Below are 26,525 nucleotides of genomic sequence, written 5' to 3'. Positions count from 1 at the left end.
ATAAAAAGTTATATTTTTCAAAGGTCAAGTCATCATACCGTCATAATTTCGTTAGACATTCAAACAATTATCGAAAAAATTGAAGCTCAATTGCTGCTTTTATCACTTAAGCTGACTTGAATTTTATTTTAAAGTGGCTATATTTCGAACTATGTTAGGTTGTAAATGAAGGCTCTATGAGTTTTTGGCAAAAATTGTTCAATGCTGATGAACAATATAACGAACACAAGAACCAAACTTCTTGCGTTGAAAATGATTGTTCTTGTAAAACCAATGAACAACTACTGGATGCTTTAGTTAAAGCGACAGATGAAGATGTAATGAAAGGGATCAAGAAAGTACTGATTTCTCGTGGTTATAGCCGCAAAGAATTACTTGCGATGATCAAACCACCTATTCAATAAAAATAAGCCTCTCATCTCCTTAAAATGAGGAGATGAGGGTGTTATCAGGATTTACATTTCTCACGACTCACTTCCGCCACAATTGGTCCTAAATTAAATCGCTTATCATGGCGTTTGCTCTGTATTGAATACAAACTTGAAATCGAACCATCCAAGTACAAGGCATTATCTATTTGCAATTGCTGCTTAAAGAATTGTGCGAATTGATAAAAGCTCACCCGTTGTTGTGAAATCACAAAGTACAGTTGATTGTCCTTTACCCCAACGCCGTTTCGAATTTTGAATGAGTTAGAGTCCACGAGAAACTGAGTGTTGATTTTCCCCTTATTGATCAGCATGGGTCCTGACTGGGTTGCAAATTGGGCTTTAAAGCCATCTTTCTTATAATCAGCCGTACTCTTGATCACCGCATGTCGATCATTCCATGCCACCACACCATTCGGTTGCATAAAGAAATTACCAAAACCTGTCGCTTCGTTTAATGGAGCAAGTTGTTTACCATGTTCAACATATAAACCAACAGGCTGGAAATCGGCATGATACATCCCCGCATTCATTGCAAAATTGAGTTGTGAACAAGCCGGTAATTCTTTTTGTACTGCTGCAAACTTATGGTAATAGCGATTGGTTTCAGGGCTTTTTAAAAATAATTTTAATTGATCCAGATCTTCGACCTTTATGACATCATAGTTTTGCTGATCGAACTGTAAGGTTTGATGGTGCATCGCCTGGACTATCGGCGCCGCTAGAAATGCAACAGAGAAGAATAGCCAATTTTTCATTCTGGATAATATTTAAGATTAATCACATTTTATTTTCCCATAGTGATGACTAACACTAAATAGTAGATACAAACTCAACACATAATCATCCAATTATTGGCATCAACAGGCTCGATTGATTCACATTTTTTCACTAAAATAATAGTGTAAATACAATATCCTTGTATCCACATGCAGCAAAAACACCCACGCTTCCCTATTGGCGCACATCTGATCGTAAAACACTTTGGTTATAGTCATCACGGCATTTATGCTGGTCGTGGACGAGTCATTCACTACTCTGGTTTTGCCCATATTTTTAAAAAGCATCCCATCGAAATGACGACTATCCAACGATTTGCACGTGACAAGCCAATTTACATCAGGAATTATCAATCCCCACGCTATAAAGCCAAAATAGTGGTACGGCGTATGCGCTCACGCATGCACGAAAATCACTATCACCTGATCATTAACAACTGTGAACATTTATGCACCTGGGCAATCACAGGCATTGAGTCCAGCACGCAAGTTGAACGCATGCAACGTCGTCTTGCCACCATTGGTTATGTCAGCTCAGTTATGAGTTATATGAACGGTTTAATGCTCACTGTAGCCACAGCCTGTTTTGCGATCGTGCTATACATCAAGATGATGCTCCGTCGACAAGCCAAAAAATCAGTACCCGCCTACTTACAACTTAAAGAAAAGCATTCAAAAAAATAAGGTCGATGTGATCCTCGAAAACGTTTTCAGCAATTGATTGATTTTTTATTCAGCTTGCATTAGTATTTTCTTCGATACATTTCGTATCCCATCCATACCGAGGGTTTTATGTTGGAGATAGCAGTAATCTGGTAACTATATTTCAATAACACATTGAAATTGGTTATCTGCGCGATTTTTTGGGCTTCAAGCCTAACTTTGCTCTGATTATTTCTATCTGGATAACAACATGAACTTATCTAAGTCCGAACAACGGACACTACACGTCTTAGCTAAAGGCGGAAAAATCGTAAAACTTCGTGATGATTCAGGTCAAACCATCGCTGTAGAGTGCTATAGCCGAGAAGGTTTCTTGCTGTCCGATTGTGATCTTGCCGTTTTCAACAAGCTAAGAAAGAAAAAACTGATTAAATCCATCAATGGACAGCCCTATCAAATTAATTTACATGGGCTTAGATCAGTACGCCCACAGTTAGACAATCGTTAATACACAATCATAGGTTTGAATAAACCCGTGATGATATTTAGATGTTGTCTATCAATCTAAAATTGGACTGGGTTTATCCAAATTACATATGGTTTATTTTGAGAAAGAAAATGGAACTAGATGTCATTCAAAACCGCTTAGCTTTTTTACATGAAGCGGAAAAACTAAAAAATGTGTTGAGATTTTCACATACATCCAATGGCCGCCAAGAAAGCACCGCTGAACATAGCTGGCGTTTAAGCTTAATGGCAATGATCTTTACCGATCAATTTAAACATCTTGATCATGCCAAGATACTCAAAATGTGCCTGATTCATGACTTAGGTGAAGCGATTCATGGAGATATCCCAGCCATCATGAAAAATCAATTTCCAGACAAGAGCCTACAAGAAAAACAGGATCTTTATCAATTGACGGAATCTCTGGATGAACACCCTCAAACGTTAATTCGAACACTTTGGCAAGAATACGAAAATGCCGAAACAGCGGAAGCAAAATTTGTGAAAGCACTAGATAAATTAGAGACCATTATGCAACATAATCAAGGACTTAATCCTGATAATTTCGATTACGCCTTCAATCTAAGCTATGGGAAAAAATACACTCAAGCCATTCCAGTACTGCAACAAATCCGAACAATTTTGGATCAGCAAACCCAAGAGAAAATGAAGATGAATATCCATATTCGTGATGAGAAACTATCTGATATTCAAGCCATTTTTGACTTAACGCAAGCGGCTTTCGCAAACGCTGAACATTCAAGTCATACGGAACAGTTCATTGTGAATGCTTTACGCAATTCAGGACAATTAAGTTTATCTCTGGTTGCAATCAGCAATAAAAAATTGATTGGGCATATTGCATTTTCATCTGTACGCCTCTCTGATGGAACTAAAAACTGGTATGGCTTAGGGCCAATTTCAGTTTTACCAGACTATCAAGGCCAAGGGGTTGGCGCAAAACTGATGCATGCTGGCCTTGAAGCACTCAAAGATTTAGATGCTATGGGATGTGTTGTACTGGGCGATCCAGCTTATTACAGTAAATTTGACTTTAAAGCAGATCCTAGACTTATACTACAAGGCGTACCTGCTGAGTATTTCCAAATCTTGCCTTTTACTGAGCATGTCCCTACTGGTGATGTGGTTTATGCGGATGCTTTTAGTGCGACCGCCTAAGCTGACTGACTGAACAACGTGACAGAAGTTCATACGACATCGATATGAACTTCTGCGCTTTATTCAGCCACAGCCATTGTTTCGGAAACTTGCAGTGCTTGCTCAAAAATTTCTGCATAACCTGCGACCAACTCAGCTTTATCCATCCCATTAATGATTCGTCGTGCATTGATATAGTCTTTTTTATCTTGATTGATGTAATCCGTCAGCCTTTTCCCAGTAAACATCCCTTTTTTCATACCGACAATCATGACACGTGCTGCAATATCAGCTTGCAAAGCCAGTTTCGGATTTTTCACTAAATCAATTTTTAAATAATCCCCCATTCTTTTATAGTTTGCCAACCAAGTCAATTGCACATAACCATAACCGATATAGGGATAATATTGCTTAGATTTCAAGTATTTTTCAGAACCATACTCGATCACGGGTTGCATAGTTTTGGCTGTTTCATGCCAAGCGGTTGCCAAGATATAAGCCATTTGAGCAAATGTAACTGTTTGATCTTCAGCCAGTACTGAGATGAGAAAGTTGATGCCATTGATTTGAGATTGACTCAACTTGCCAAAATTTTTGCGTAAAAGATCGAAACCATCTTGTGTTATTGTCATGTCATGTTCCTCTTTAAAATAAAAAACCGCCCGAAGGCGGCATTGGATTGAATTTATTATTTAAAATTTGTCTTTAAAGTCTTTTACCTCTTTTGCTACATCTAAAATAGTGGAGTTTTCTCTGGCATTAATATAGTTAAAAGTCCAGCGAATAATCGCCCAAACAGGTAATCCACATAAGAAATACAAACCACCTAATGCGAATGCACCATAAGCATTTTCACTCCAAGCCTGTAAACCAAAATGCTGAATTACAAAAGCACCTCCAGCAATACTACCGACTGCGGTTGAAATAAGTGAAACTACCCATTCACTCCTCGTTTTAGGAAGTCGGGTCATAATTACGACCATCCAAGCCAAAAACATAAAACTCAGTGCCATAATGACAATAAAAAATACGCCATAAGATTTAATCACGGCCGCAATCCCTGCACCCGCTGAAACAACCTCTGTCATTTTGTCCTCCATAAATAAAAAGGCCTCAACTTGTTTAAAGTTAAGACCTTGCTCGAGTAGATTCGTTTTTCATTTTCCACCATAATCACTCCCGTGGTTATTGAAAAAATTTAATTTATACAGATTGCGGATAATGCATCATCCAGCTTTGCTGATCATGGAACTGTACAAAGTCCCCGACCTTGACTTCTGAACCCAAAATTTCACCATGACTGGTTAAGTGATAATAAACGCCATCTTCAAGTTCAGATGGCAATTTATAATCCAAGCTGACATAAGCTTCACGCAAATCAAAGTCAAACTGGCTTAAACCTTCTTGTGTAACAATTTGATAATACATTGGCAATTTCAATGTATTGCTAGAATGCCATGCTCCAACAAATTCATAATCAATATAAACATTCATCGATTGGGCACTGGTAATTTCAAATGTCACAACTGGATTCTCAGACGGATTTTCTTGAATGTAAGTGACATTATTCAAGCTATTAAAATCCCCCAACACCACCACGAATTTACCCCCATCAAAATAGCTATAAATGACAAAGCCTTGCTTAATATGATTCACTGTGACTATATTTTTAGGCTCGTGATCCACTCCCAAAATCATAATTGATCGGTTGGTGATACGCGTCTGAGTAAAAGAAAATCGCCCTTTTTGTGCTTGAAAATAGGCAGAAATAGCGAGACATTCATCGACTAGGGCTGGTACTTTTATAGAACCGAGTTGATCATTTCCATGTATATATGCCCTACCTGATACGTCTGCTGTAGTTCGCATGACCGCAGGGATAATCTCTGCATAAGAAAGAATGTCTAAGTGTTTAATTGAAAAAGAACCCAACATCATATTATTGACACAATTCATTTTAATCACCTTGAGTTATTGAGTCGCTTTAGAGCACCCACTTATAAAATTAATAAAATGGACGATTGTTTATCTTCAGTTATAAAAAAACTCGGTTCCTGACGGATACCGAGTTTTTAGGCAACAAAAAAGCCCGCTAGATGCGAGCTTTTTATTTTTGGTCGATGTCAAATGTAATACGACCAGTATATAAAAACTATAACCTAGTTTCCGAAATAATGGAATCCCTAAGCGTGCATATTTTTGTAAGTATTTTTCCGGTATTGTTCAATCGTAGTTTCAGCCTCACAGATAGCTGTTTCAATTGTCTGAACCATTAAGCTTTCATAGCTTTTCCATGTCTTTCTATAGCTCTCCACATTCATCTGATGACGACTAATACCTGCATAAGCGAGACGTCCTTTTGCTGTATAGTTTTCCTCCAGATCTGGATCTAGCACAAAATCCAATACCATACGCGATAACAACCAAGCCAAGTGGTACATAGCGATACGCTCTGGCTCACGTTTTTTATCTCGCACGGCTTGTTCTATAAAAAGGTCTGCCAAATACTGGCGAACATAGTCATAATCGCTTTTAGCTTTATGTTCGAATACAATGAGCGCTGTCACTGACTTTGCCAATTGTGTATTCATTGATGCAATTGCACCTAAACGATCTTCATAATTTAAGGGACGATCACCTGTCCCACGAATAAAAGGTTCCAAGCCCGCTGAGCGTAGTGTTAAACCCTGCGTCAACCATTCAAATTTTTCAAACTTTGCAATACTTACATTCATATCGTCACCTAAACCAATGTCATTTCATTTTGGGCTTGATTCATGTTTTATAAAATATAAATTGAATAAACCAAGTCTTGTGTTATTTCTCAGCGCTCATCGAACACTTGTTTTGAGTTCCAGTTTGAACTTGCCTTCAAGCATCAAACACTGCTTTGGCCAACTTCAAACTGATGTTTTATATGCTTAGTGATACTTTTCTCTTACTTCTACAAGCTTCATTGCCTGATAAATTTCTTCAAATCGTGCTTTTGTACAGGGTCTGGTTGCACTTTTAATTTGAGAAATATAACTATGTGCACAACCAAGAACTTCCACCAAAGCTTTAGCTCGCCCCTTTTGCGCATCCAACCAAGCACTGAGCATATGGATTTGATCTTCTGTGGCTTGATTCGCCATTCTTTCGAGTCGCTTTAATTCTTTTTGTGTTTTTTCTTGAGATACAAAAGTTACCACATGGCTTGGTCTTGCTTTCAATCTTTGTTCATACGTATTTTGAATTGTTGTGATTGCATTACCTTGAGCCAGCCATGCTTCAATTTCTGCATTTAAGTTCTGCTTAATATGCATGTTTGGGTTGATTGATTTGTTCATACCGCACCTCCAGCATTTAACCTAATGGATAGGTCAATTATATTAGCAAACTAATATAATTTCAATAAGAATACTAATTTGACTTCACATTAGCTTGCTAATATTCTTAATTTATTGATTTAAGGTGCATTAAAAATGCTTAAAGATCGACTCAAAGAAGCAAGAAAAAAAGCCAAGAAGTCTCAAAAAGATGTGGTTGCAGCTGTAGGTATTACCCAATCAGCGCTCAGCCAGCTTGAGACTGGACTGGTCAGTTCCTCATCTCATTTACCCTCAATTGCTAATTTTCTGGGTGTAGATGCCTATTGGCTACAAACAGGTCTTGGTACTGCCACGCCGAAAGAATCTAGCCAAGATGATGTTTCCAACATCACCGCCGTAAAGGCCAATATGGCACCTGTGCTATCTTGGGTACAAGCTGGTGTGTTTACCAATGTTGAATCGGTTGATATCACCCAAATTGAGGAATGGCTGCCTCTGCCTGATGATTGTGATGACTGCTTTTATTTAAAAGTACAAGGTCTGAGTAATTATCCTGTTTTCCATGAGGGAGATTACATTTTGGTTGACCCTACCGTGCAATATAGCGATATGCAATCAGGTGACATGATTGTGGTGAGAAAACATGAAGATGCGACATTCAAACGCCTCGTCATCGAAACCGATAATTCACGATACTTACAAGCACTGAATCCGGAATTCAAGCCCAATATCATTCCACTCGATGAAGAATGTATTTTTGTTGGTGAAGTGGTCGATTCCATTCGCTATATCTATCAATCCAAACGTAGATCCAAAATAAAACATAGCTAATTTTTAAGAGATTAATTATTAGAATTCTTATTTTAACTCAATATTAGTATTTTAATAATCTGTACGATCAAAATCATATACAACAAAAAAAGCCTAGATCACGGTCTAGGCTTTTTTATGCAATAAGATATTACTTCGCAGCAGTTGCTTCAGTTGTAATATTCACAGTGATCTTGTCACCAACATTGGGAACATAATTGCCGATACCAAATGCAGAACGGTTAAAGCTTGTTGTAGCATTGAAACCAATTGCAGGTACTTTCGCCATTGGATGCTCACCTTGCTTATTCAGTACAGCATCTAATACTACAGGTTTAGTTACGCCTTTAACGGTTAAATCACCTGTAATTTTAAAGTGTTTCTTGTCTTTAGTTTCTACTTTGGTACTTTTAAAGGTAATGTTTGGATATTTTGCAGCATTAAACCAAGCTTCTTCTTGGAACTCTTTATCCAACGCAGCAACATTGGTATTTACACTGCTTAAAGGAATCGTCACTTCTACAGATGAATTTGCAGGTTTTGCATTATCAACTTTAATTGTCCCTTGAATATCGGTGAAATTTGCACTTGGTGTAGAGAAACCAAAGTGATTCCAACTGAATACTGTCGCCGTATGCGTTGGGTCAATTTTATAGTCGACTGGCGCAGCCAATGTAACCGAACTTGCTAAAGTAATTGCTAACCCGAGACTTAATGTTTTAAATTGCATTTTTCATATCCTTGTTTGATATAGTGATTAGTGTATAGATCAAGTATTTTTATTCACTAGTCTTTATAAAACGATATGTTTCACCAGTGCAACAATAAAAGCGTTACAGCACTTATCAAAAATCAATATCATAAGACAACTCAATACAGGACAATTGATCAGCAAGCAGATGTGGTCAATCGGTCTATTTTGATTTAGATACTTCACGATAAACAACAAGGTAAAATATGACTCATACAGCTCAAGCACTTAGTACATCTACATCTTATCGCGTTACGTTGACAGATCCTGCTGGCCATACCTGGTATGCAGATGAACCTGCCAACAAAGGTGGTCAAGATACTGCACCGAACCCTGTTCAGCTTTTACTTTCGGCTTTAGGCGCCTGTACCACCATTACTTTGGAAATGTACGCCAATCACAAAGGGATTAAGATTGATCATGTTCAGATCGATTTAGCCTTGAATCCCAATGGTGAGCCAGAATCAGGACAGAATAATATTGAGCGTAAAATTATCTTAAAAGGTGAATTTACCGAGGATCAGCATAAACGTTTGTTAAAAGTCGCAGAAAGCTGCCCGATTCATAAGTTATTAACATCAAATATTTCGATTCAGAGTGAATTAAGTATTGGATGAATGACCGATTACACTAAATTTCAATCACATCCGTATACCATTCCAATGAGCCACTCATCGAGATATCTATTGCTAAGTCGACAATATTTGTGAGCTCATTTGGAATAAATGAATATAAATTTTTTCCATCGAAATGAATCCAAAACTCGGGTGGTGGTGTATCACAACCATCTATAAATCCACCTGTTTCTTTTTCACCCAAACAGTCAAACATTGATGAGTGCACATCAAATATTAATATTTTTCCCTGTAACTTTGTCCAACTTGGCATGTGATGATATTTAACCCGAGCTTGGATAGCCTCTTCAAAATAGGCATGCATAAGATAAGCATAATCACCACCAAATGCTGGATCACCATTTTTGTTTTTGAAACTTTCTTGTAATGCACGATATAAAAAATTATATTCTGCACACTGCCAAAATATTTCTTTTTACTTAGATTTTCCAAATACCAATATTTAATATTTCATCAAAAGTATGAAGTTCGAATTCCTTTCTCATCACAATATCTCACTCTTTTAAGTTTCAATAAAGTACCACTGATCAGCTATATAATTCGCTGATTCATCCTTCAGATCAATATAATGAATACGTATTCCTCGTTCATACATGTGATCAGGAATTTGTAGCCTCCAATTTTTGGCCAAACTTAGCCTGTCCGCTAAAAGATATTGGGGATCATAAGAACCTGCCGATAAGGTATGGGCATTAAAATAATCTTCATCTAAATATAAACAAATTTCACTAGCAAACATATCTGGTTGCACAATGACACATGCCACTTTACAGAATTTTAGTCCTTGAGGTTTTGCTTCAATTAAATACTGACAAGCATTAATAAGATATTGAGCACACTCAGCCTTTATTTCTTGTTGAGCATGTTTTCCTTGAACCATATTCATGGGTACAGGTATCTTCCAATTATAATATCGCTCTTCATCCCCCTCTAAATCAGGAAAATATCCTTTAAAACTTTCACTCCAACACTTAAAATTTCTTAGTTTACGTGGAATTCCCCGTTCTTTTTTATTTGATAATCCAAACCGTCTCATTTTTATATTCCATTTAATCATCATAAAAAAAAGCGCCCTTAATCAGGACGCCTTTTTATACTACTTCATTCAATTAAGCAGTCAATTCTTTAACCGCAGCAACAACCGCTTCAGTGGTGATACCGAAGAATTGGAACAAGTCTTTTGCTGGTGCAGATTCGCCGTAAGTCGTCATACCGATCACTTTGCCGTCTAAACCAACAAACTTCCACCAGTAATCCACATGAGCCGCTTCTACCGCTACACGCGCGCGGATATGCGCTGGTAATACCGCTTCACGATATGCAGCATCTTGCTTCATAAACTCTTCAGCACACGGCATAGACACAACACGCACACCTTCAAGCTGTGCATATGCTTCCATCGCCAATGAAACTTCTGAACCTGTTGCGATGATAATTGCTTTTAACTCGCCTTTTTCTTCAGCAAGTACATAACCACCTTTTGCAACGTTTTGAATTTGAGCTTCATTACGTGCTTGGAATGGCAAGTTTTGACGAGAGAAGATTAACGCTGATGGGCCATCTTTACGTTGAAGTGCAGATTTCCAAGAAACAGCTGCTTCAACTGTGTCACATGGACGCCAAGTATTTAAGTTCGGCGTACCGCGTAACGATGCAATTTGTTCGATTGGTTGATGCGTTGGACCATCTTCACCTAAACCGATCGAGTCGTGCGTATACACATGAATCACACGTTGCTTCATCAATGCAGACATACGTACAGCATTGCGTGCATATTCCATAAACATCAAGAATGTTGCAACGTAAGGAACAAAACCACCGTGTAAAGCCACACCGTTTGCAATTGCGGTCATACCGAATTCACGAACACCGTAATACACATAGTTACCCGCAGGGTTGTCTTGTACGCCTTGGCAACCTTTCCAAAGTGTTAAGTTAGAACCCGCCAAGTCAGCAGAACCACCTAATAACTCAGGAAGTAATGGACCAAAGGCCTGTAAGGTATTTTGGCTTGCTTTACGTGTTGCAATGGTTTCTGCTTTTGCGTTGGTTTCAGCAATAAATGCATCTGCCTGTGCAGCAAATTCAGCAGGTAAATCGCCATTGATACGACGTAATAATTCAGCCGCTTCAGTTGGATATTTTGCTTGGTATTGAGCGAACAATTCATTCCAAGCTGCTTCAGACGTTTGACCTTTTGCTTTTGCATCCCAAGCTGCATATACATCTTCAGGAATAACAAATGAATCTTCTTTCCAGCCTAATGCTTCACGGGTTAAAACGATTTCGTCTTTACCCAATGGTGCACCATGGCAATCTTCTTTACCTTGTTTATTTGGTGAACCTAGACCAATAATCGTTTTACAGATAATGATCGTTGGTTTATTGGTTTCAGCTTTCGCTTCAACAGTTGCTTGGCGAATGGCAGCGGCATCATGGCCGTCTACACGAAGAACTTGCCAACCATACGCTTTGAAACGCTGTTCAGTGTCATCACTGAACCAACCTTCAACTTCACCATCAATCGAAATACCATTGTCATCATAGTACGCAACAAGTTTACCGAGACCCAGAGTACCTGCAAGTGAACATACTTCGTGAGAAATACCTTCCATCAAACAGCCATCACCCAAGAAACAGTAAGTGAAGTGATCAACAACATTTAAACCGTCTTTATTGAACTGAGCGGCCAAAGTTTTTTCAGCTAAAGCGAAACCAACCGCATTGGCAATACCCTGACCCAAAGGACCTGTTGTAGTTTCAATACCAGGCGCATAACCATATTCAGGGTGGCCAGGTGTTTTAGAATGTAATTGACGGAATTGCTTTAAATCTTCAATAGATAAATCATAACCAGTCAAATGCAATAATGCGTATTGCAACATTGAACCATGGCCATTCGACAATACGAAACGGTCGCGGTTCGCCCATTGCGGGTTGCTTGGGTTATGATTTAAAAATTCACGCCAAACCACATCAGCGATATCTGCCATCCCCATTGGTGCACCTGGATGCCCTGAGTTTGCTTGTTGCACAGCATCCATTGCCAAGACACGAATTGCGTTTGCAATACGACGTTCATTTAAAGGGGTTGTCATAAGTCAGAATCCGATTAAATCAAATAAGATGAGAGAAGATGAGAAACCATCTTTCAAAAACTGAGACTATTGTCTTAAAAAAACGACAGTGGGTAAAGTGCAATACACGATATTTCTTATTTTTCCCGCATTCATTTGGTATTCTGAGGGCAAATGTTCATGTGATAAACAGCTCACATAATATTAGTACCTGAATTTTACTTCTGAATTACAAATTTATTCATATAGAAAACACCAAATATCACTTTTACTGATACTCATATCAATAAAAACATCATGAAAATGAAATAAATTCATGCTTTTTAGTCAGCTTGTGCTAGTCCTATGCGCCAAGTCGATGTAACATACTCTGTCTTTTTGAAAATACCAATGATAGGACGTTCATGCGCGAGTATGCTGTTTTTACTTCAGAATCTGTAAGCGAAGGTCATCCAGACAAAATGGCTGACCAAATTAGCGATGCAATTTTAGATGCAATCCTAAAAGAAGACCCGTATGCGCGTGTCGCTTGTGAAACATTAGTAAAAACAGGTGCGGTTGTTCTTGCTGGTGAAATCACAACCACAGCAAATGTGGACTTTGAAGCGATTGTACGTCAAACCGTAAACGGAATTGGCTACCACCATTCTGACCTCGGTTTTGATGGTTCAACCTGTGCTGTAATTAACATGATCGGGAAACAGTCTCCTGAGATTGCACAAGGTGTTGACCGCCAGAAACCGGAAGATCAAGGTGCTGGTGACCAAGGTCTTATGTTTGGTTATGCAAGCCGAGAGACAGATGTACTCATGCCTGCTCCAATCTCTTATGCGCACCGCTTAATGGAGCGTCAAGCAGAATTACGTCGTTCTGGTATTTTACCGTGGTTACGCCCAGATGCGAAAAGCCAAGTCACTTTTGCTTATGAAAATGGCAAACCAGTACGTTTAGACGCTGTTGTACTATCTACTCAACACGACCCTGAAATTTCTCAAATTCAGCTTAAAGAAGCGATTATTGAAGAAATCGTTAAGCCGATCATCCCTGCTGAAATGTTCCATGCCGGTACGAAATTCCATATCAATCCAACAGGTATGTTTGTGATTGGCGGTCCTGTAGGTGACTGTGGTTTAACAGGCCGTAAAATTATTGTCGATACTTATGGTGGTATGGCACGACATGGTGGTGGTGCTTTCTCTGGTAAAGATCCATCGAAAGTTGACCGCTCTGCTGCTTATGCTGGCCGTTATGTGGCAAAAAATATTGTTGCTGCTGGTTTGGCAGACAAATGTGAAATCCAAGTGAGTTATGCAATTGGTGTGGCAGAACCAACATCGATTTCTATCAATACCTTCAATACTGGTAAAGTATCAGATGAACTAATCATTCAATTGGTGCGTGAACACTTTGATCTACGTCCATACGGAATCACACGTATGTTGAATCTGATTCAGCCGATGTATAAGCAAACTGCAGCTTATGGCCACTTTGGTCGCGAAGGTTCTGATTCTGCGTTTACTTGGGAAAAAACAGACAAAGTTGAAATCCTTAAAGATGCTGCTGGATTGTAATCCGCACTGCTCTTTCATAAAAAAGCTCGCAAATGCGAGCTTTTTTATTTCCCCCAAGATTATTTACTTGAATTGGTATTATCTTGCTTAAACATTTCAAATAGAGAGGTGTTTTGAACAGGTTGATCTTCTTGATGATGTTGAGTATATAAATGCGCAAGCTTGATCACCACAACTACAGCCAAACAAGCTGCAACACAAAACATCCATAAACCATACGGGCTACGAATATGATGAGAACCGCAATATGGGCACTCTTTATCTGTTGATGCGACGACCTTGTCACAACATGCACAATGATATTGATATAACATCATTTATTCCTCCTACCACTTATTTTTATTTTCTTTTTACAACAATTTCAAATGTTGCAATTTTATCCTAAGAGAAAAAAACGAGAATTCAATCTTGTTTTCTGACCTACGCATTCAAATTAACAAATTTTTATGACAATTTGGTTAGACTCCTATTTTCAATAAAATCTTTAAGTTATTAATATTATTTTGATCTTTCACGTAATTTGCTAAAATAAGCTATTTACGAATTGTGGGATAAGCATGACCCAACTAATCAACAAAGGTGGATTTCGCGAACGAGCCAATCGCAGTCGAAAATACAAACAGTCTGAAAATGAAATCACCACACTACCGCCAAGCCATTACCAGCCACAAACTAAAGAGATAGGCCAACCTGCTGGTTTAAACCAAACATCAAACCAGCAAGATAAAAAAGATGACGCATAAAAAAAGCACACTTTAGAGAGTGTGCTTTTCTTGATTTGAAACCTATTAAAAAATCAGTTCACATCTTTAAATTCAATTTTCTTTTGATCAGGCTTCACTTCACGTGCTTCACCGTCAATAATGCTTGAATCACGGTATTGACCACCACTCTGCTGATTTTGCATATCCTGCATTTGACGCATCAGATCAGCAAACGGGTTCTGGCCAGCAGCACCTCCCCCCATTCCACCCATCATTTTTTCCATCATGGCTTGTTGACGTTTCGCCATTGTTTTCATTAAAGCATTACGGAATGCTGTCTGAACCGATGGAATCAATATCAATACCGCCAAAACATCAGAAATCAAGCCTGGAATCATTAACAGAAAACCAGACATTGCAATTGCAAGCTTCTTGGTGACTGCTGGATCATTGCCCATTTGACCACTCATCTGCATTTGCTGTAATTGCGGCATAATGCTTGATGTACTTGAACGAACCATATTCAAGCCAATGAAGAATGCGATAATAAACCAGAAAAACACATACCACATACTTCCAACGAGGTCACCCACGCCAATCCAGACCAAAACTTCAGCAATTGTGCCAAATACCACGATAAGAAGTAGATTCATGTCAAATCTCGAAATTAAAACCTTGTGCAATCTTGATGAATCAGTCTTGACACAACAAATAAAATAAACTTAATAAACTAATTGATGGGTACATTTCTCAATTTATCAAGTCTTCTGTAACCACTCGTATAAAAAAGCTCCCAATTAAATTTAATCTAATTGAGAGCCCAAATACTCTTTTAACAATTAGCCACAAGTCGCCTGAATAATCTTTTTAGACTTAGGATCAATCGTTACCGTTACACGATTTTCACGATAATCCATAGTAACAGGCTGATTTGGTCCAACACTGCGAACAATTTCCGACTTGGTCTTTTGTTTGATCTGCTCTTCGCTTAATCCTGACTGACCAATAAGCTTTGTCGCTTCATCAGCTAGACATTTTGGCTGGCTTGCACGAAACAATGCCCACTCCTCAACCACTTTACCGTTTGGCAGCTTACAGTATCCAACCTGACCATTAGCTTCATTACGAATTTCCAACTGGCCACCTTGCTCTACACAATATTTACTGGCAGGGTTTGCCATACCAATTTTTGGTGGCGTCATCTCTTTATTTGGTGTTGCTGAACACGCTGCCAAGGAGGCTACAATTGCACCTAAAAGTAAGATCTTTTTCATGATTTGAATTCTGATAAAGTAAAAAGCAAAGATAACAAAATAATTTAGATTATTATGTCTATGATTTGAAACAGGAAGAAACCATATTTCCCCTCATCATAATTTACTTAAAGCACTCATAAACTTCTTAAATACATTCATTTTAGGTTTGTTTATCAGACTACCATATTGTTTATCTGTTATCTTTCTTAAGCGGTATTTCATCTCCCAGGCTATTTCTTCATTTTCGCTTTGTGCATATTGCCTTATTAAAGCTATCGCTTCTTCAGTACCAATATCCGCTAAGGCATGACTAAACCATTTTGTGATGACCCCATCATCATCAGAAGCCGTATACTTAAACCGCTTAAAACACTGCTCTAGAACCTTTGCAATACTAGCCACACTTGATGGATGGGCAATATCTTACAGCTCTTTTGTTACCATTTGATGCTGGTCATGCCCATCTAACAATAATAAATGATTTAAAACCGAAACCTTGATCTCTTGATTTTCTATCTTAAATGCCAAATCAGCCACAAACTCAAGCATATCGGTATCACTTTGCTGAACACCACGCTCAAACATTTCCATCAAATAAGTGAATTTATTTTCATCAGCAATATTCACACTCCCCCAGAATGCATCTACTTTTGCATAATAATCCAAAACCGAATCTCCCTTTAAAATACTCATCTTTATTACTGAATAATAATAAACTCCAATCGAATCGCCTCATCGACCAAGTAATGCTCTTTAATGAGATAAAAATAAGGTCGAGTATGGATCCACTCATCCATTTCCATAATGGCCTGCGTGTACCCCGTTACTGCTGAAAAATCTTTCACTTGTATAATATCCATAGACTTCATCCTTTTTTATTTAGCCTAACATATTATATTTATTCATATATAGAACAAAATAAAGCCTAATCAGTCATTCGTCATAGCCTTCTACCATGCAACTTTTTCCTTGAAAAAACAGAAAAATGCCTCTCACTTAAGAGGCATTTTCCCAAAATAAGAATACGGGTTAAAACGATACCATTTTCCCTGGATTCAACATTCCTGTAACGCCGTATCAACCTTTAGACATCGCAAGCGCGATTGGCGCCAAAAAACGGCCAAATAGAATATCGCTACGCTGAATTTTAGTGAGCATTTCATAATCCGTATTCACACCAGACAAATCATCCGCAATAGCCTTACTGATACGCACCGTTTGCGCTACACCATGCCCACTCTATTTTAGATAGCGTTAATCGACAGCTAGCAACAAATTGCCAGCCAAAATCAGAAGAAACGGCAAGTTAAAATTGATCGTTGCTTAAAAGCATCGACTAGAAATTAAAAAAGCACCCGAAGGTGCTTTTCTCTCTTATAGGCTGGTCGCAATCAAGACCACAAAGCTGAACAACAACGAACCCAAAGATCTTTTACAATGTACATGAACTTCTTGCTCAAACCCTTGAGCATACGGCTCCAAGTTTTCCATAACTTTAACGCTCATTAAATGTACTACACTTGTTAATTTGCCTAATAAATTAACAAGAATAAATTAGCAAAAAGTCGTATATCTGACTAGTGCAATTTTTCAACCAAATCGTTAATTTATGACAAAAAGTGGCAGTTCATTAAAATTAATTAAAAGAAAAACAAATACGCCAAACAAAAGCCTGTTGAAAAGAATCGCGATAAAAAAAGCCCACCAATCGTGAGCTTTTTTTTATCGCATGACCTAATGATTACTAGATCACAGTAATTTGAGTTGCTTGTGGTCCTTTCTTGCCTTCACCTAAAATAAATGAAACGCGTTGACCTTCTTTTAGAACTTTAAAGCCAGAGCTTTGAATTTCGCTGAAATGAGCAAAAACATCTTGTCCAGAATCTGCATGAATGAAGCCAAAACCTTTAGTTTCGTTAAACCACTTAACAGTACCAGTAACTGTATCAGACATATACTTAAACCTATATTTAAAAAATTGGGACGCTTAGCAGCAAGCAACTTGGAATCATAAACTTTGAAAGGAAATCTGATAAAACGAAAGGTTTGTCTAAAAACTACGAGATCAAAGATTTTCTGAATCAACAGTGTTATTCTTCTAGTCCATTTAACTATACACGAATTTACATTTTTCACGCAATCTCTATCTCTTTACATCAGCTAAAATGAGATTTTTCTACAGAATTTTTCACAACGAAGAGTAAGCATCATTATTTTTTTATCTTAATATTCATAAGATTAAGCAACTACAAATTCAAAATCATGCTTTTATATAATTTTTAACATATTATTTCATTTCCTTTGGCTCGCAAATATCTATCATTCACTGGCAGTTTCAAGCTTTTTTGGGGGCACAAAAAAAGCCCACAGAGTGTGAGCTTTTTTTTCACTGGTCTAAAGTAATTAGATAACAGTAATTAGAGTTGCTTGTGGTCCTTTTTTACCTTGACCAAGAACAAACGAAACACGTTGGCCTTCATTCAATACTTTGAAGCCCTTGCTTTGGATTTCGCTGAAATGAGCAAAAACATCTTCACCAGAGTCAGCTTGAATAAAACCAAAACCTTTAGTTTCGTTGAACCACTTAACAGTACCAGTAACTGTATCAGACATACCTTTAAACCTTTTAAACTTTGTTCATTTATGAATTAAATCAAAATTTTTACATAATGATTTAATACAATCTATCTGTATTAAATAGATACTACAAGTATGTGAACCATTTATGTCAATCGATAAAGTTGATTAACATCGGTATAGAAACTATTCCCGTCTAAATTAAAGTCAATCTCTCGACCTGATTCCAACAGTACTTTCTTTCCTACTTCCACCCATTTAAAGCCATTCAACGTATTTTGCTGACGCTTTAACGGGATGATTCGCACACAAATCTCATTGCCATTTATGGCTTTGGCTACACGCCATTCATTAATAATTTTCAACACAAAATCACTCATTCCTGAGCTCAAGTGATCGATTTGGATTTACTATAACGCTAGATTAATTGAGAGAGGATAACTACAATTCTAGAATCTAATAATTTTTAGCTTTCTTTAGGGTTATTTCAGCTAACTTAATTGCTGCTTACTCTTTAAGATAACAACAATTCAATAATCACAGAGCTAATATTCAATTAACTTTTAAATTGGTAGCGGGAGCTGGATTTGAACCAACGACCTTCGGGTTATGAGCCCGACGAGCTACCAGACTGCTCCATCCCGCATCAACATTTGATCATCACATCTGATCAATGAGATGCTTTATACGCCCATCTCCCCCACAATGCAAATTTTTTTATAAAAATCGCATATTTTCCTTACTAACGTCTAAATTAAGTACAAATTGATCATTTTTCATTCTTTTATATAATTCTCTAAAGTGCACTTAAACCTCCCTCAATTTGAGATTGTTTACATGTAATTTTAAGAATTGTTCAATAAAACAACTATTCTCTTATAATTCAAAATACTACAAAAAAATTATGCAGTGAAAACCCCATTATGTAACAATATTGGCAATCTTTTCTTTTTATAGTGCTTCATGTCATTAATTATTGGTATTGACCCTGGTTCACGCTTAACAGGTTATGGAATTATCGAAAAAGATGGCAATAAGCTGCGGTTTGTTGATGCAGGAACCATTCGTACTGAAACACAAGGTATGCCCGAACGTTTAAAACGTATTTTTGCAGGTGTGGAACGTATTGTTAAATTTCATGGCCCGACAGAAGCAGCGGTCGAACAAGTATTTATGGCACAAAATCCCGACTCGGCTTTAAAACTTGGTCAGGCACGGGGCGCGGCCATTGCAGCATTGGTCAATCTGGACTTACAGGTTGCAGAATACACCGCTCGCCAGATTAAACAGTCGGTTGTCGGTTACGGCGCTGCGGATAAAGAACAAGTACAAATGATGGTCATGCGTCTACTCAATTTAACCATTAAACCACAGGCCGATGCTGCCGATGCGCTTGCTGCTGCAATTTGTCATGCCCATGCTTCTGGCAGTATGAGCAAAATGGCAGTACTCAATGCTTTAGGGGGTATGGCGCGTGGACGTAGTCGTGCCAGTACCAGACGACGTTAAATTAGGAACAAACCTATAAATAAGTAAAAAACCAATATGATTAAAAGTAATCTATTAGATAAGGTCATCAAGCCTTGTATAGACTTTAAAGAAAAGTTAGAAAATTTGATTAAAGGGTACTGCTTTGTCCCCATTTCTTATTATGCTGACTCTAAGAAAGAAATTGCTCACAAAATTCTTCCCATATTACGATCATATAGAAAATTAATTATTAAAAAGACAATATATCTCTACCTACATGGGTTGTAGACTCAAAGTATCCTCAAGATTTCAGTGATGATGAGCTAAATTACATCTGGTTGGACTATCTAAATAAAATGATTCTTGCTTTTGAGTTGGTCTTGGAAGGAAATCATAGTACAGAGGCTGAAAAACAAATCGAGGAAGGTTTGAGGTTATTTACAAGCTATTATCAGCATTTATGGGATTAATCTAAAAGCAATCGAATTAAAAAAATCTAACTCCTCCTCATCACCATCAATAAAAATTATTGATTCACCACATGATAAATCATTTCCCCCATTTTATGCGCTTGCAACCCCCTTACTCCCTTCTCAGCCAGCAGATCACCTGCCTGCGCATGCAAACTGACGATTTCATGCAAAGCAATCTGTTGATGAAATTGAGCTTTTAAACTGGCAATCATGCCTGCCAGTACATCGCCCATGCCTCCTGTTCCCATCCCCGCATTACCCTGCGTACAGATAAATAATTGTTCTTCTAAAATTAAACTACCCGCGCCTTTTAACACCCATTGCCCTGCATATTTTTGCTGTAACTGTTGAATGGCAGCGATACGGTCTTGTTCTATATCCGCAGCAGTACACCCCAAAAGTGTTGCGGCCTCACCTGAATGTGGCGTTGCATAGAGATGCTGGTTTAATTGTTGCGGATGCTTGGCCAGAAACCACAAGCCATCGGCATCAATTACAACCTCTAAATGAGAGTTTTGCTTGAGCAAATTAAACCATTGCTGATAAATCGTTTCCGCCCACTCATCTCTTCCCAAGCCCATCCCAAAACAGATGGCATCCACCTGTGTTAATAGCTGTTGGATACCTTCTTGGTCTAAGCTATTAATATCACGCAGCATAATATTCGGTGACCGTGCCAAAATGGCTTGATGATGTTTGGCATGACAGACTACACTGACTTTGCCTGCCCCTGCATGGAAAGCAGCTTCAGCAGCCATAATGACTGCACCTCCCATCTCGGCATGTCCACCTACAACTAATACATGACCATAACTACCTTTATGCCCAAAAGCCTGACGTTTTGGCAAAACGATTTTTTCGGGTGACAGATAGGCAAATGGTTTTAACTCTTGGTCGACTGGAATCAAACTCAGCAAATGTAGTTTTCCCACATATTGCTTGCCTTGACCCGTAAACAAGCCCGCTTTGTAGCCCAGAATCGTAAAGGTTTGATCAGCTTGTACTGCACAGGGCAACGTTTGTCCTGTATTGGCCTGTAAGCCGCTGGGGATATCGATTGAAACTTTTAAACCTGTTTGCAAATTATAAAGCTGGATAATTTCTTGCCACTTTTGATCAAGTGCTCGATTGAGACCAATGCCAAATAAGGCATCAATATGACAATCAAAACTAGGGATTTTTTGCTGAACTGCGTTTTCTGACAATAAATAATCAATGCTTTGAATATCAACTTGATGAGACTGTGCATAATCTGCGGCTTGTTTTAAATCTACTGATTGGCCGAGTTCAGTCGCATAAACAGTGATGTTAAATCCCTGCTGCTTCAGAAATGCAGCAATATAATAGCCATCGCCAGCATTATTGCCTTGCCCACACCAAACTGCGATCTTTTGAATTTTATTTTGTTGGAATTGAGGAATTAACTGTTGGGAGATTGTCCAAGCTGCTTGCTGCATGAGTCCTAAAGATGAATTTTGCTGAGCAAACCAACGCTGCTCCCATGCTTGGATACTTTGGCTATGGTAAACTACAGCTTGCATGTTTTTCTCCTTATTATCGGTTTATGGCTTCAAGCACATCTTTTCAAACACAGTCCCAGAAAATGCCTGACAAAATCGAGCTACAGCAGCTTGATTCTCAAGCGTTGAAAGACTGGATCAAAGCACAGGCATTAGACTTGGGCTTTGCTGATTGTGTCATTGCCAAACCAGATGCTCAAGATCAAATGCCGCGTTTTAAAGAATATTTAGAACGCGGTTATCATGCCGATATGCACTATTTAGAAGAAAACTTGGAAAAGCGCGCTGATCCAACCTTGCTCGTTCCTGGTACAAAAAGCATTATTTGTGTGCGCATGAACTATCTTGTGGCATCACCCAAGCCCCGTTATGTGCCATTTGAACCCAATTCTGCCATTATTGCGCGCTATGCACGTGGTCGTGACTATCATAAAGTCATGCGTGGACGCTTAAAGACATTAGCGACTCGTATTAAAGAAAAAGTGGGCGATTTTGAATCTCGTCCTTTTGCTGATTCAGCCCCTATCTTTGAAAAATCATTGGCTGAAAGTGCGGGTATGGGATGGACGGGTAAACATACTTTGCTGATCCATAAAAAATCAGGTTCTTTTTTTGTTTTAGGCGAATTATTCACTTCGCTTGATCTGCCTTTTGATCAGCCTGCTACTGCACATTGTGGTTCATGTACAGCCTGTATCGACATCTGCCCAACACAGGCGATTGTTGAACCCTATATGCTGGATGCCAGAAAATGTATTGCGTATTTAACCATTGAATATAAAGGCATCATTCCTGAGGAATTAAGATCGGGTATCGGTAACCGTATTTTTGGCTGTGATGATTGTCAGTTGATTTGCCCTTGGAATAGCTTTGCTAAAAAGGCTTCAATTCCAGACTTTGACCCGAGACATAACCTGGATAACATCAGTCTATTAGAGATTTGGCAATGGGATGAAGCCACTTTTCTCGCCAATACTGAAGGCAGCCCAATCCGCCGTACTGGCTACCAATCCTTTAAGCGCAATATTGCAATTGGCTTAGGAAATGCTCCATACTCGGCTGAGATCGTGACGCAATTGCAAGATGCAAAAACGCGGCACGACGAGATCGTTAATGTACATATAGATTGGGCAATTCAACAGCAATTGCAGCAAATAAAAGTACATTGAATAGAAAAATGATGTTTTTTGCCCTTTGGCTTTGGCACGATTTCTGTATGATGAATCTCAATGTCTGTAATCAATCATCATGGATATAACAATGACTTTACGTAATGACTGGACTCGTGATGAAATCCAAGCTTTATATGACCAACCTTTTCTAGACTTAGTATTTGAAGCCCAAGGTGTGCACCGTCAGCATTTCCAAGCGAATTCGATTCAGGTCAGCACATTACTTTCAATCAAAACAGGGAAATGTCCTGAAGACTGTAAGTACTGCTCGCAATCTGCTCGTTACGACTCTAAGTTAGAAGCAGAAAAGCGTATTGCTGTTGATAAAGTCATTCGTGAAGCACTTGCAGCAAAAGAATCGGGTTCATCGCGTTTCTGTATGGGCGCTGCTTGGCGTAACCCACATGAGCGTGATATGCCTTATGTGTTGGAAATGGTGCGTGAAGTCAAAGCATTGGGCCTAGAAACCTGTATGACTTTAGGGATGCTGAACCAGTCTCAAGCGGAACGCTTAAAAGATGCAGGTTTGGACTATTACAACCACAACCTAGATACATCTCGTGAATACTATTCACATATCATTAGCACACGTACTTTTGACGACCGTCTGGATACTTTAGATCATGTTCGCCAAGCAGGTATGAAAGTATGCAGCGGCGGTATTGTGGGATTAGGTGAAAGCCGTAATGACCGCATCGGTTTGTTACATGAACTTGCAACTATGCCAGTACATCCAGAATCCGTGCCAATTAACATGCTGGTTCCAATCGAAGGTACCCCACTGGCTAATGTTGAGAAATTAGATGTCATCGAATGGATTCGTACCATTGCTGTTGCACGTATCATCATGCCACACAGTTATATTCGCCTTTCAGCAGGTCGTGAGTCATTGAGCGATTCAGATCAAGCGCTTGCCTTTATGGCTGGTGCAAACTCCCTCTTCTCTGGTGAAAAACTTCTTACCACCCCAAATGCGGGTGAAGGCAAAGATCAGGTCTTATTTGCCAAATTAGGTTTAACCGCAGAAAAACCCAAGCCATCGGTTGCAGAACTCTCTGTCGATGCCATGAGCGCATAAACGAAAAAGCCTTGTCAGATGACAAGGCTTTTTTAGATATGATTAAATTGATGTCACCAAAATGCCGTATTTGGCATTTAAAAACATTCCAACACGAATAACATCAACACCTGCTGCATGTGTCACTGACAATTCCTGTGTATGTACATCAAAATGAAATGAATCAAAAATGTCTTGATGCTGCATCAGCCATAGAATGGTGTCAGTAATACTGTCATCTACCGTATAGGTTTCTGCCTTAAAATCTTTATTCATAACACGTTGTATATCTTCTATTGATCTTTTTATCATAACGGATCAACAGATTTAACGCAGCTTGTTAAAAAAACACTTAGTAAACGATATTGCTAAGTGTATAAACTCTTTATTTGCTCTTAATGCTTAAGCCACTTGTGGACTTACAATGCTTTGACCCGCTTTCAAGCTTGCAACAGCTTTTGGGTTGAACTCTAGTGTTAGCACGTGATTATCTAAATGGACATGATAAGATTGGATCAATGACTGCTGCCCCTCATCCGTTTCAAGCACGTATTCATCTGCAATATTTAAAATACCTTCTAGATTGGTGGTACTTGAGGCACGATCATGACTGAATAAGTCATAAATTGTCTGCAAATTAAAGCTTGTCTGCTGTTCCGTAGGATGGCTTTTTAAATGACTTTCTAGGAATAAAACAAACTTGTGTGCAAAGAAATAATAGTTCGGTTTGTGGGTATAAAGCATGTTCATTGAAAGCTCCTTTAACGGTGTTTTTTCATCTAATCATGACTAAAAAACTAAGGATTTAACCTTAAAAATTTCTTAAAAGAACTTTGCGCTTTTTGTTAACGAGCTTAACAATTCAGCTAAAAACTTGATTATTCATCTAAATTATTATTCAAATTATACGAATAAAATCACATAAAAATATAATTCCTGCTATTTTTCGATCAAAAAATAATCAAATAAGCCTTTTTATAAAAGGAAAAAACAATCAGTCTTAAGCAATATTAAACAAACGAGCACTGAAAGTAAGTTTCAGCAAAAATAAAGTTTCCTCATATCAACAACTTATTTATGATCGGAAATTCTGATCAAAACCCCCGTAAAAAATGTGATGCAGTTTGCAATTTCACAACCTACTGATATATATTTCGCACATTACTTGTTCAGCGCAAAAATTCAACTGAGAAGTAATTTTAATTCAAACTTTTAGCTGATGTATTCGAGAAACTATTATGAAGAAACTTGCTTTGATCGCTACTCTTTCAGTTGTAGGTATCGCTAACGCTCAAGCTGCTGATGGAACGATTACAATTAACGGTCTAGTAACAGACAAAACTTGTGACATCGTAACTCCAGCGGGTAAAGACTTTACTGTAACGCTTCCAACTGTTTCAAAACAAACACTTGCTAATGCAGGTGATGTTGCAGGTCGTACTCCATTCCAAATTAACTTAGGTAACTGTTCAGAAGGTAAAGTTGCAACTTACTTCGAACCAGGTGCAACTGTTGATTTCAATACTGGCCGTTTATTAAACCAAAACGCTGCTGGTGCTAAAAACGTTGATGTTCAATTATTAGGTAACAATAACCAAGTTATTCCTGTTCTTGCTGCTGGCAGCAATGGCGCTCAAACTAACTCTCAATGGGTTGACGTTGTTGAAGGCGGTAAAGCTGACCTTAACTACTATGCTGAATACTATGCAACTGGCGCTTCTACTGCTGGTGAAGTGAACACTTCAGTTCAGTACACTATTATTTATCAATAATCTTATTGATAAACTATGCGAATTTCTAGTTAGCTAGAAATTCGCAGTTGTATACTTCACGCAATCATAGAGTAAATTTTAATGGCACTGAACAGTTACAATTTTTTGCTTGGTCTAACGATGTCTTCGGCTTTAATCGCAAGTCACACACATGCAGAAATTATTTTGCATGGTACTCGCGTTATTTATCCATCTGATGCTCGTGAAGTGACTTTGCAAGTCAGTAACAACGGTTCTAAGCCATCGCTTGTTCAGGCATGGATTGATGAAGGTGATGCTAAAACCACACCGGATCAAGCTAAAGTTCCGTTCATGATTACTCCCCCGATTTCGCGTGTAGAGCCAACGAAGAGCCAATCTCTTCGTATTACGGCATTACCTAATGCTGCTCAATTAAATCAAAAGCAAGAAACTGTTTTTTGGTTGAATGTTTTAGATATTCCACCAAGACCAACAGCAAACAGTAAAGATGCTGTTCCTGATAATTTTTTACAGCTTGCAATCCGTTCACGTATCAAGTTTTTCTATCGCCCAGCAAGCATTAAAGCCGATGCCAATCTCGCTGGTGAAAAATTGCAGTGGGCTAAAAGTGGACAAACACTTATTGTAAAAAATCCAACACCGTTTCACGTCACCATGACTGCGGTGTATCAACAAAATGCAGGAAAGCCAGTTGACCTACTACCTAAAGGTCTAATGCTGTCACCTTTTTCAGAGGACAAAATCCAATTGAAAACAGGTAGTACTGAAAAGCTGAGTTATGTAAGCATCAATGATTACGGTGGTCGTATCGAACACCAGATCAAGCTTCAATAACAAATTTATTTTCAATCA

34 protein-coding genes, 1 tRNA gene and 2 pseudogenes are annotated in these 26,525 nt (G+C 38.4%); 13 read left to right on the top strand and 24 right to left on the bottom strand.

Annotation, left to right across the window (positions count from 1 at the left end):
- Window positions 1-176: 176 nt before the first annotated feature.
- Window positions 177-404: a hypothetical protein gene (locus tag NQU59_RS11515; RefSeq protein ID WP_005241098.1), complete on the top strand. Its 228-nt coding sequence runs from the start codon at window positions 177-179 to the stop codon at window positions 402-404.
- 44 nt (window positions 405-448) lie between these two features.
- Here NQU59_RS11515 and NQU59_RS11510 read toward each other — a convergent pair whose 3' ends face one another.
- Window positions 449-1,186, bottom strand: a complete 738-nt coding sequence (locus NQU59_RS11510; RefSeq protein ID WP_257063519.1) for a phosphodiester glycosidase family protein — start codon at window positions 1,184-1,186, stop codon at window positions 449-451.
- 171 nt (window positions 1,187-1,357) lie between these two features.
- Here NQU59_RS11510 and NQU59_RS11505 point away from each other — a divergent pair, with 171 nt between their 5' ends.
- The 3 genes from NQU59_RS11505 (at window position 1,358) to NQU59_RS11495 (ending at window position 3,556) form a co-directional block, all read left to right on the top strand.
- Window positions 1,358-1,891, top strand: coding sequence for a lecithin retinol acyltransferase family protein (locus NQU59_RS11505; RefSeq protein ID WP_257063518.1), 534 nt, complete (start codon window positions 1,358-1,360; stop codon window positions 1,889-1,891).
- Between the two features lie 229 nt (window positions 1,892-2,120).
- Window positions 2,121-2,378 carry a YjhX family toxin gene (locus NQU59_RS11500; protein ID WP_005241091.1) on the top strand — a complete coding sequence of 86 codons (258 nt, stop codon included), beginning with the start codon at window positions 2,121-2,123 and terminating at the stop codon, window positions 2,376-2,378.
- A gap of 110 nt (window positions 2,379-2,488) precedes the next feature.
- On the top strand, window positions 2,489-3,556 hold the full coding sequence (locus NQU59_RS11495; protein ID WP_257063517.1) for a bifunctional HD family hydrolase/N-acetyltransferase: 1,068 nt from the start codon (window positions 2,489-2,491) through the stop codon (window positions 3,554-3,556).
- Window positions 3,557-3,615: 59 nt separating this feature from the next.
- On the opposite strand, the gene NQU59_RS11490 is transcribed toward NQU59_RS11495, so the two are convergent.
- From NQU59_RS11490 to NQU59_RS11470, 5 genes are all read right to left on the bottom strand, one after another.
- On the bottom strand, window positions 3,616-4,167 hold the full coding sequence (locus NQU59_RS11490) for a hypothetical protein (protein ID WP_257063516.1): 552 nt from the start codon (window positions 4,165-4,167) through the stop codon (window positions 3,616-3,618).
- A gap of 60 nt (window positions 4,168-4,227) precedes the next feature.
- Window positions 4,228-4,623 (bottom strand): hypothetical protein, encoded by a 396-nt coding sequence (locus tag NQU59_RS11485; protein ID WP_005241085.1) that lies wholly within the window; start codon window positions 4,621-4,623, stop codon window positions 4,228-4,230.
- Window positions 4,624-4,738: 115 nt separating this feature from the next.
- Window positions 4,739-5,491: a hypothetical protein gene (locus NQU59_RS11480; protein WP_257063515.1), complete on the bottom strand. Its 753-nt coding sequence runs from the start codon at window positions 5,489-5,491 to the stop codon at window positions 4,739-4,741.
- Window positions 5,492-5,718: 227 nt separating this feature from the next.
- Window positions 5,719-6,270 carry a hypothetical protein gene (locus NQU59_RS11475; protein ID WP_257063514.1) on the bottom strand — a complete coding sequence of 184 codons (552 nt, stop codon included), beginning with the start codon at window positions 6,268-6,270 and terminating at the stop codon, window positions 5,719-5,721.
- A 186-nt stretch (window positions 6,271-6,456) separates the two neighbouring features.
- Window positions 6,457-6,864, bottom strand: a complete 408-nt coding sequence (locus NQU59_RS11470; protein ID WP_257063512.1) for a hypothetical protein — start codon at window positions 6,862-6,864, stop codon at window positions 6,457-6,459.
- Window positions 6,865-6,999: 135 nt separating this feature from the next.
- Here NQU59_RS11470 and NQU59_RS11465 point away from each other — a divergent pair, with 135 nt between their 5' ends.
- Window positions 7,000-7,677 (top strand): LexA family protein, encoded by a 678-nt coding sequence (locus NQU59_RS11465; protein WP_005241077.1) that lies wholly within the window; start codon window positions 7,000-7,002, stop codon window positions 7,675-7,677.
- 130 nt (window positions 7,678-7,807) lie between these two features.
- On the opposite strand, the gene NQU59_RS11460 is transcribed toward NQU59_RS11465, so the two are convergent.
- Window positions 7,808-8,386: a YceI family protein gene (locus tag NQU59_RS11460; RefSeq protein WP_005271040.1), complete on the bottom strand. Its 579-nt coding sequence runs from the start codon at window positions 8,384-8,386 to the stop codon at window positions 7,808-7,810.
- 227 nt (window positions 8,387-8,613) lie between these two features.
- Here NQU59_RS11460 and NQU59_RS11455 point away from each other — a divergent pair, with 227 nt between their 5' ends.
- Window positions 8,614-9,024 (top strand): OsmC family protein, encoded by a 411-nt coding sequence (locus NQU59_RS11455; protein ID WP_257063511.1) that lies wholly within the window; start codon window positions 8,614-8,616, stop codon window positions 9,022-9,024.
- A gap of 13 nt (window positions 9,025-9,037) precedes the next feature.
- On the opposite strand, the pseudogene NQU59_RS18775 reads toward NQU59_RS11455, so the two are convergent.
- From NQU59_RS18775 to tkt, 3 genes and pseudogenes are all read right to left on the bottom strand, one after another.
- Window positions 9,038-9,527: pseudogene (locus NQU59_RS18775) on the bottom strand (hypothetical protein).
- Between the two features lie 17 nt (window positions 9,528-9,544).
- Window positions 9,545-10,078 carry a DUF3916 domain-containing protein gene (locus NQU59_RS11445; protein WP_005241051.1) on the bottom strand — a complete coding sequence of 178 codons (534 nt, stop codon included), beginning with the start codon at window positions 10,076-10,078 and terminating at the stop codon, window positions 9,545-9,547.
- Between the two features lie 73 nt (window positions 10,079-10,151).
- On the bottom strand, window positions 10,152-12,140 hold the full coding sequence (gene tkt, locus NQU59_RS11440; RefSeq protein ID WP_005241049.1) for a transketolase: 1,989 nt from the start codon (window positions 12,138-12,140) through the stop codon (window positions 10,152-10,154).
- Between the two features lie 383 nt (window positions 12,141-12,523).
- Here tkt and metK point away from each other — a divergent pair, with 383 nt between their 5' ends.
- Window positions 12,524-13,690 carry a methionine adenosyltransferase gene (gene metK / locus NQU59_RS11435; protein ID WP_043974324.1) on the top strand — a complete coding sequence of 389 codons (1,167 nt, stop codon included), beginning with the start codon at window positions 12,524-12,526 and terminating at the stop codon, window positions 13,688-13,690.
- A 59-nt stretch (window positions 13,691-13,749) separates the two neighbouring features.
- Here the strand turns inward: metK and NQU59_RS11430 are convergent, their stop codons facing one another.
- Window positions 13,750-14,007, bottom strand: a complete 258-nt coding sequence (locus NQU59_RS11430) for a hypothetical protein (protein WP_005241046.1) — start codon at window positions 14,005-14,007, stop codon at window positions 13,750-13,752.
- 240 nt (window positions 14,008-14,247) lie between these two features.
- Between NQU59_RS11430 and NQU59_RS11425 the strand changes: the two genes are divergently transcribed.
- Window positions 14,248-14,433: a hypothetical protein gene (locus NQU59_RS11425; RefSeq protein WP_005241044.1), complete on the top strand. Its 186-nt coding sequence runs from the start codon at window positions 14,248-14,250 to the stop codon at window positions 14,431-14,433.
- Window positions 14,434-14,486: 53 nt separating this feature from the next.
- Here NQU59_RS11425 and NQU59_RS11420 read toward each other — a convergent pair whose 3' ends face one another.
- The 10 genes and pseudogenes from NQU59_RS11420 to NQU59_RS11375 form a co-directional block, all read right to left on the bottom strand.
- The gene (locus NQU59_RS11420; protein WP_005241042.1) at window positions 14,487-15,047 is read right to left on the bottom strand and encodes an FxsA family protein; all 561 of its coding nucleotides are present in this window, start codon (window positions 15,045-15,047) and stop codon (window positions 14,487-14,489) included.
- Between the two features lie 186 nt (window positions 15,048-15,233).
- Entirely contained in the window at window positions 15,234-15,668 is a 435-nt protein-coding gene (locus NQU59_RS11415; protein ID WP_005241040.1) for a putative hemolysin, read from the bottom strand.
- Between the two features lie 96 nt (window positions 15,669-15,764).
- Window positions 15,765-16,052: a hypothetical protein gene (locus NQU59_RS11410; RefSeq protein WP_257063509.1), complete on the bottom strand. Its 288-nt coding sequence runs from the start codon at window positions 16,050-16,052 to the stop codon at window positions 15,765-15,767.
- Window positions 16,053-16,073: 21 nt separating this feature from the next.
- Entirely contained in the window at window positions 16,074-16,343 is a 270-nt protein-coding gene (locus NQU59_RS11405; protein ID WP_257063508.1) for a hypothetical protein, read from the bottom strand.
- A 5-nt stretch (window positions 16,344-16,348) separates the two neighbouring features.
- Window positions 16,349-16,510 (bottom strand): hypothetical protein, encoded by a 162-nt coding sequence (locus NQU59_RS11400; protein ID WP_257063507.1) that lies wholly within the window; start codon window positions 16,508-16,510, stop codon window positions 16,349-16,351.
- A gap of 217 nt (window positions 16,511-16,727) precedes the next feature.
- Window positions 16,728-16,889 (bottom strand): annotated as a pseudogene (locus NQU59_RS11395) (FAD-dependent oxidoreductase); the annotation flags it as partial.
- Between the two features lie 505 nt (window positions 16,890-17,394).
- Entirely contained in the window at window positions 17,395-17,604 is a 210-nt protein-coding gene (locus NQU59_RS11390; RefSeq protein WP_005241032.1) for a cold-shock protein, read from the bottom strand.
- 449 nt (window positions 17,605-18,053) lie between these two features.
- Window positions 18,054-18,263 (bottom strand): cold-shock protein, encoded by a 210-nt coding sequence (locus tag NQU59_RS11385; protein ID WP_004653101.1) that lies wholly within the window; start codon window positions 18,261-18,263, stop codon window positions 18,054-18,056.
- A gap of 110 nt (window positions 18,264-18,373) precedes the next feature.
- Window positions 18,374-18,607 carry a hypothetical protein gene (locus NQU59_RS11380; RefSeq protein WP_005241029.1) on the bottom strand — a complete coding sequence of 78 codons (234 nt, stop codon included), beginning with the start codon at window positions 18,605-18,607 and terminating at the stop codon, window positions 18,374-18,376.
- A 189-nt stretch (window positions 18,608-18,796) separates the two neighbouring features.
- Window positions 18,797-18,873, bottom strand: a tRNA-Met gene (locus tag NQU59_RS11375).
- 317 nt (window positions 18,874-19,190) lie between these two features.
- On the opposite strand from NQU59_RS11375, the gene ruvC reads away from it, so the two are divergent.
- The gene (gene ruvC, locus NQU59_RS11370; protein WP_005241027.1) at window positions 19,191-19,736 is read left to right on the top strand and encodes a crossover junction endodeoxyribonuclease RuvC; all 546 of its coding nucleotides are present in this window, start codon (window positions 19,191-19,193) and stop codon (window positions 19,734-19,736) included.
- A 487-nt stretch (window positions 19,737-20,223) separates the two neighbouring features.
- Here ruvC and NQU59_RS11365 read toward each other — a convergent pair whose 3' ends face one another.
- On the bottom strand, window positions 20,224-21,711 hold the full coding sequence (locus NQU59_RS11365) for an NAD(P)H-hydrate dehydratase (RefSeq protein WP_257063505.1): 1,488 nt from the start codon (window positions 21,709-21,711) through the stop codon (window positions 20,224-20,226).
- Window positions 21,712-21,734: 23 nt separating this feature from the next.
- Between NQU59_RS11365 and queG the strand changes: the two genes are divergently transcribed.
- Both queG and bioB read left to right on the top strand, forming a co-directional pair.
- Window positions 21,735-22,859: a tRNA epoxyqueuosine(34) reductase QueG gene (gene queG / locus NQU59_RS11360; RefSeq protein WP_010590212.1), complete on the top strand. Its 1,125-nt coding sequence runs from the start codon at window positions 21,735-21,737 to the stop codon at window positions 22,857-22,859.
- A 91-nt stretch (window positions 22,860-22,950) separates the two neighbouring features.
- The gene (gene bioB, locus NQU59_RS11355) at window positions 22,951-23,940 is read left to right on the top strand and encodes a biotin synthase BioB (RefSeq protein ID WP_005241017.1); all 990 of its coding nucleotides are present in this window, start codon (window positions 22,951-22,953) and stop codon (window positions 23,938-23,940) included.
- Between the two features lie 42 nt (window positions 23,941-23,982).
- Here the strand turns inward: bioB and NQU59_RS11350 are convergent, their stop codons facing one another.
- A complete protein-coding gene (locus tag NQU59_RS11350) occupies window positions 23,983-24,195 on the bottom strand; it encodes a hypothetical protein (RefSeq protein ID WP_005241015.1) in 213 nt (70 codons plus the stop codon).
- Between the two features lie 126 nt (window positions 24,196-24,321).
- Entirely contained in the window at window positions 24,322-24,669 is a 348-nt protein-coding gene (locus NQU59_RS11345; protein WP_016652620.1) for a hypothetical protein, read from the bottom strand.
- Between the two features lie 488 nt (window positions 24,670-25,157).
- Between NQU59_RS11345 and NQU59_RS11340 the strand changes: the two genes are divergently transcribed.
- Window positions 25,158-25,691, top strand: coding sequence for a fimbrial protein (locus tag NQU59_RS11340; protein ID WP_005241011.1), 534 nt, complete (start codon window positions 25,158-25,160; stop codon window positions 25,689-25,691).
- Between the two features lie 81 nt (window positions 25,692-25,772).
- On the top strand, window positions 25,773-26,507 hold the full coding sequence (locus NQU59_RS11335) for a fimbrial biogenesis chaperone (protein WP_005241009.1): 735 nt from the start codon (window positions 25,773-25,775) through the stop codon (window positions 26,505-26,507).
- Window positions 26,508-26,525: the final 18 nt, after the last annotated feature.

The sequence above is a fragment of the Acinetobacter colistiniresistens genome, from assembly GCF_024582815.1.
In the GTDB taxonomy this organism is placed as follows: domain Bacteria; phylum Pseudomonadota; class Gammaproteobacteria; order Pseudomonadales; family Moraxellaceae; genus Acinetobacter.
The sequence above is the reverse complement of the archived record's forward strand: the minus strand, read 5'-3'. Positions and strand labels throughout refer to the sequence as shown.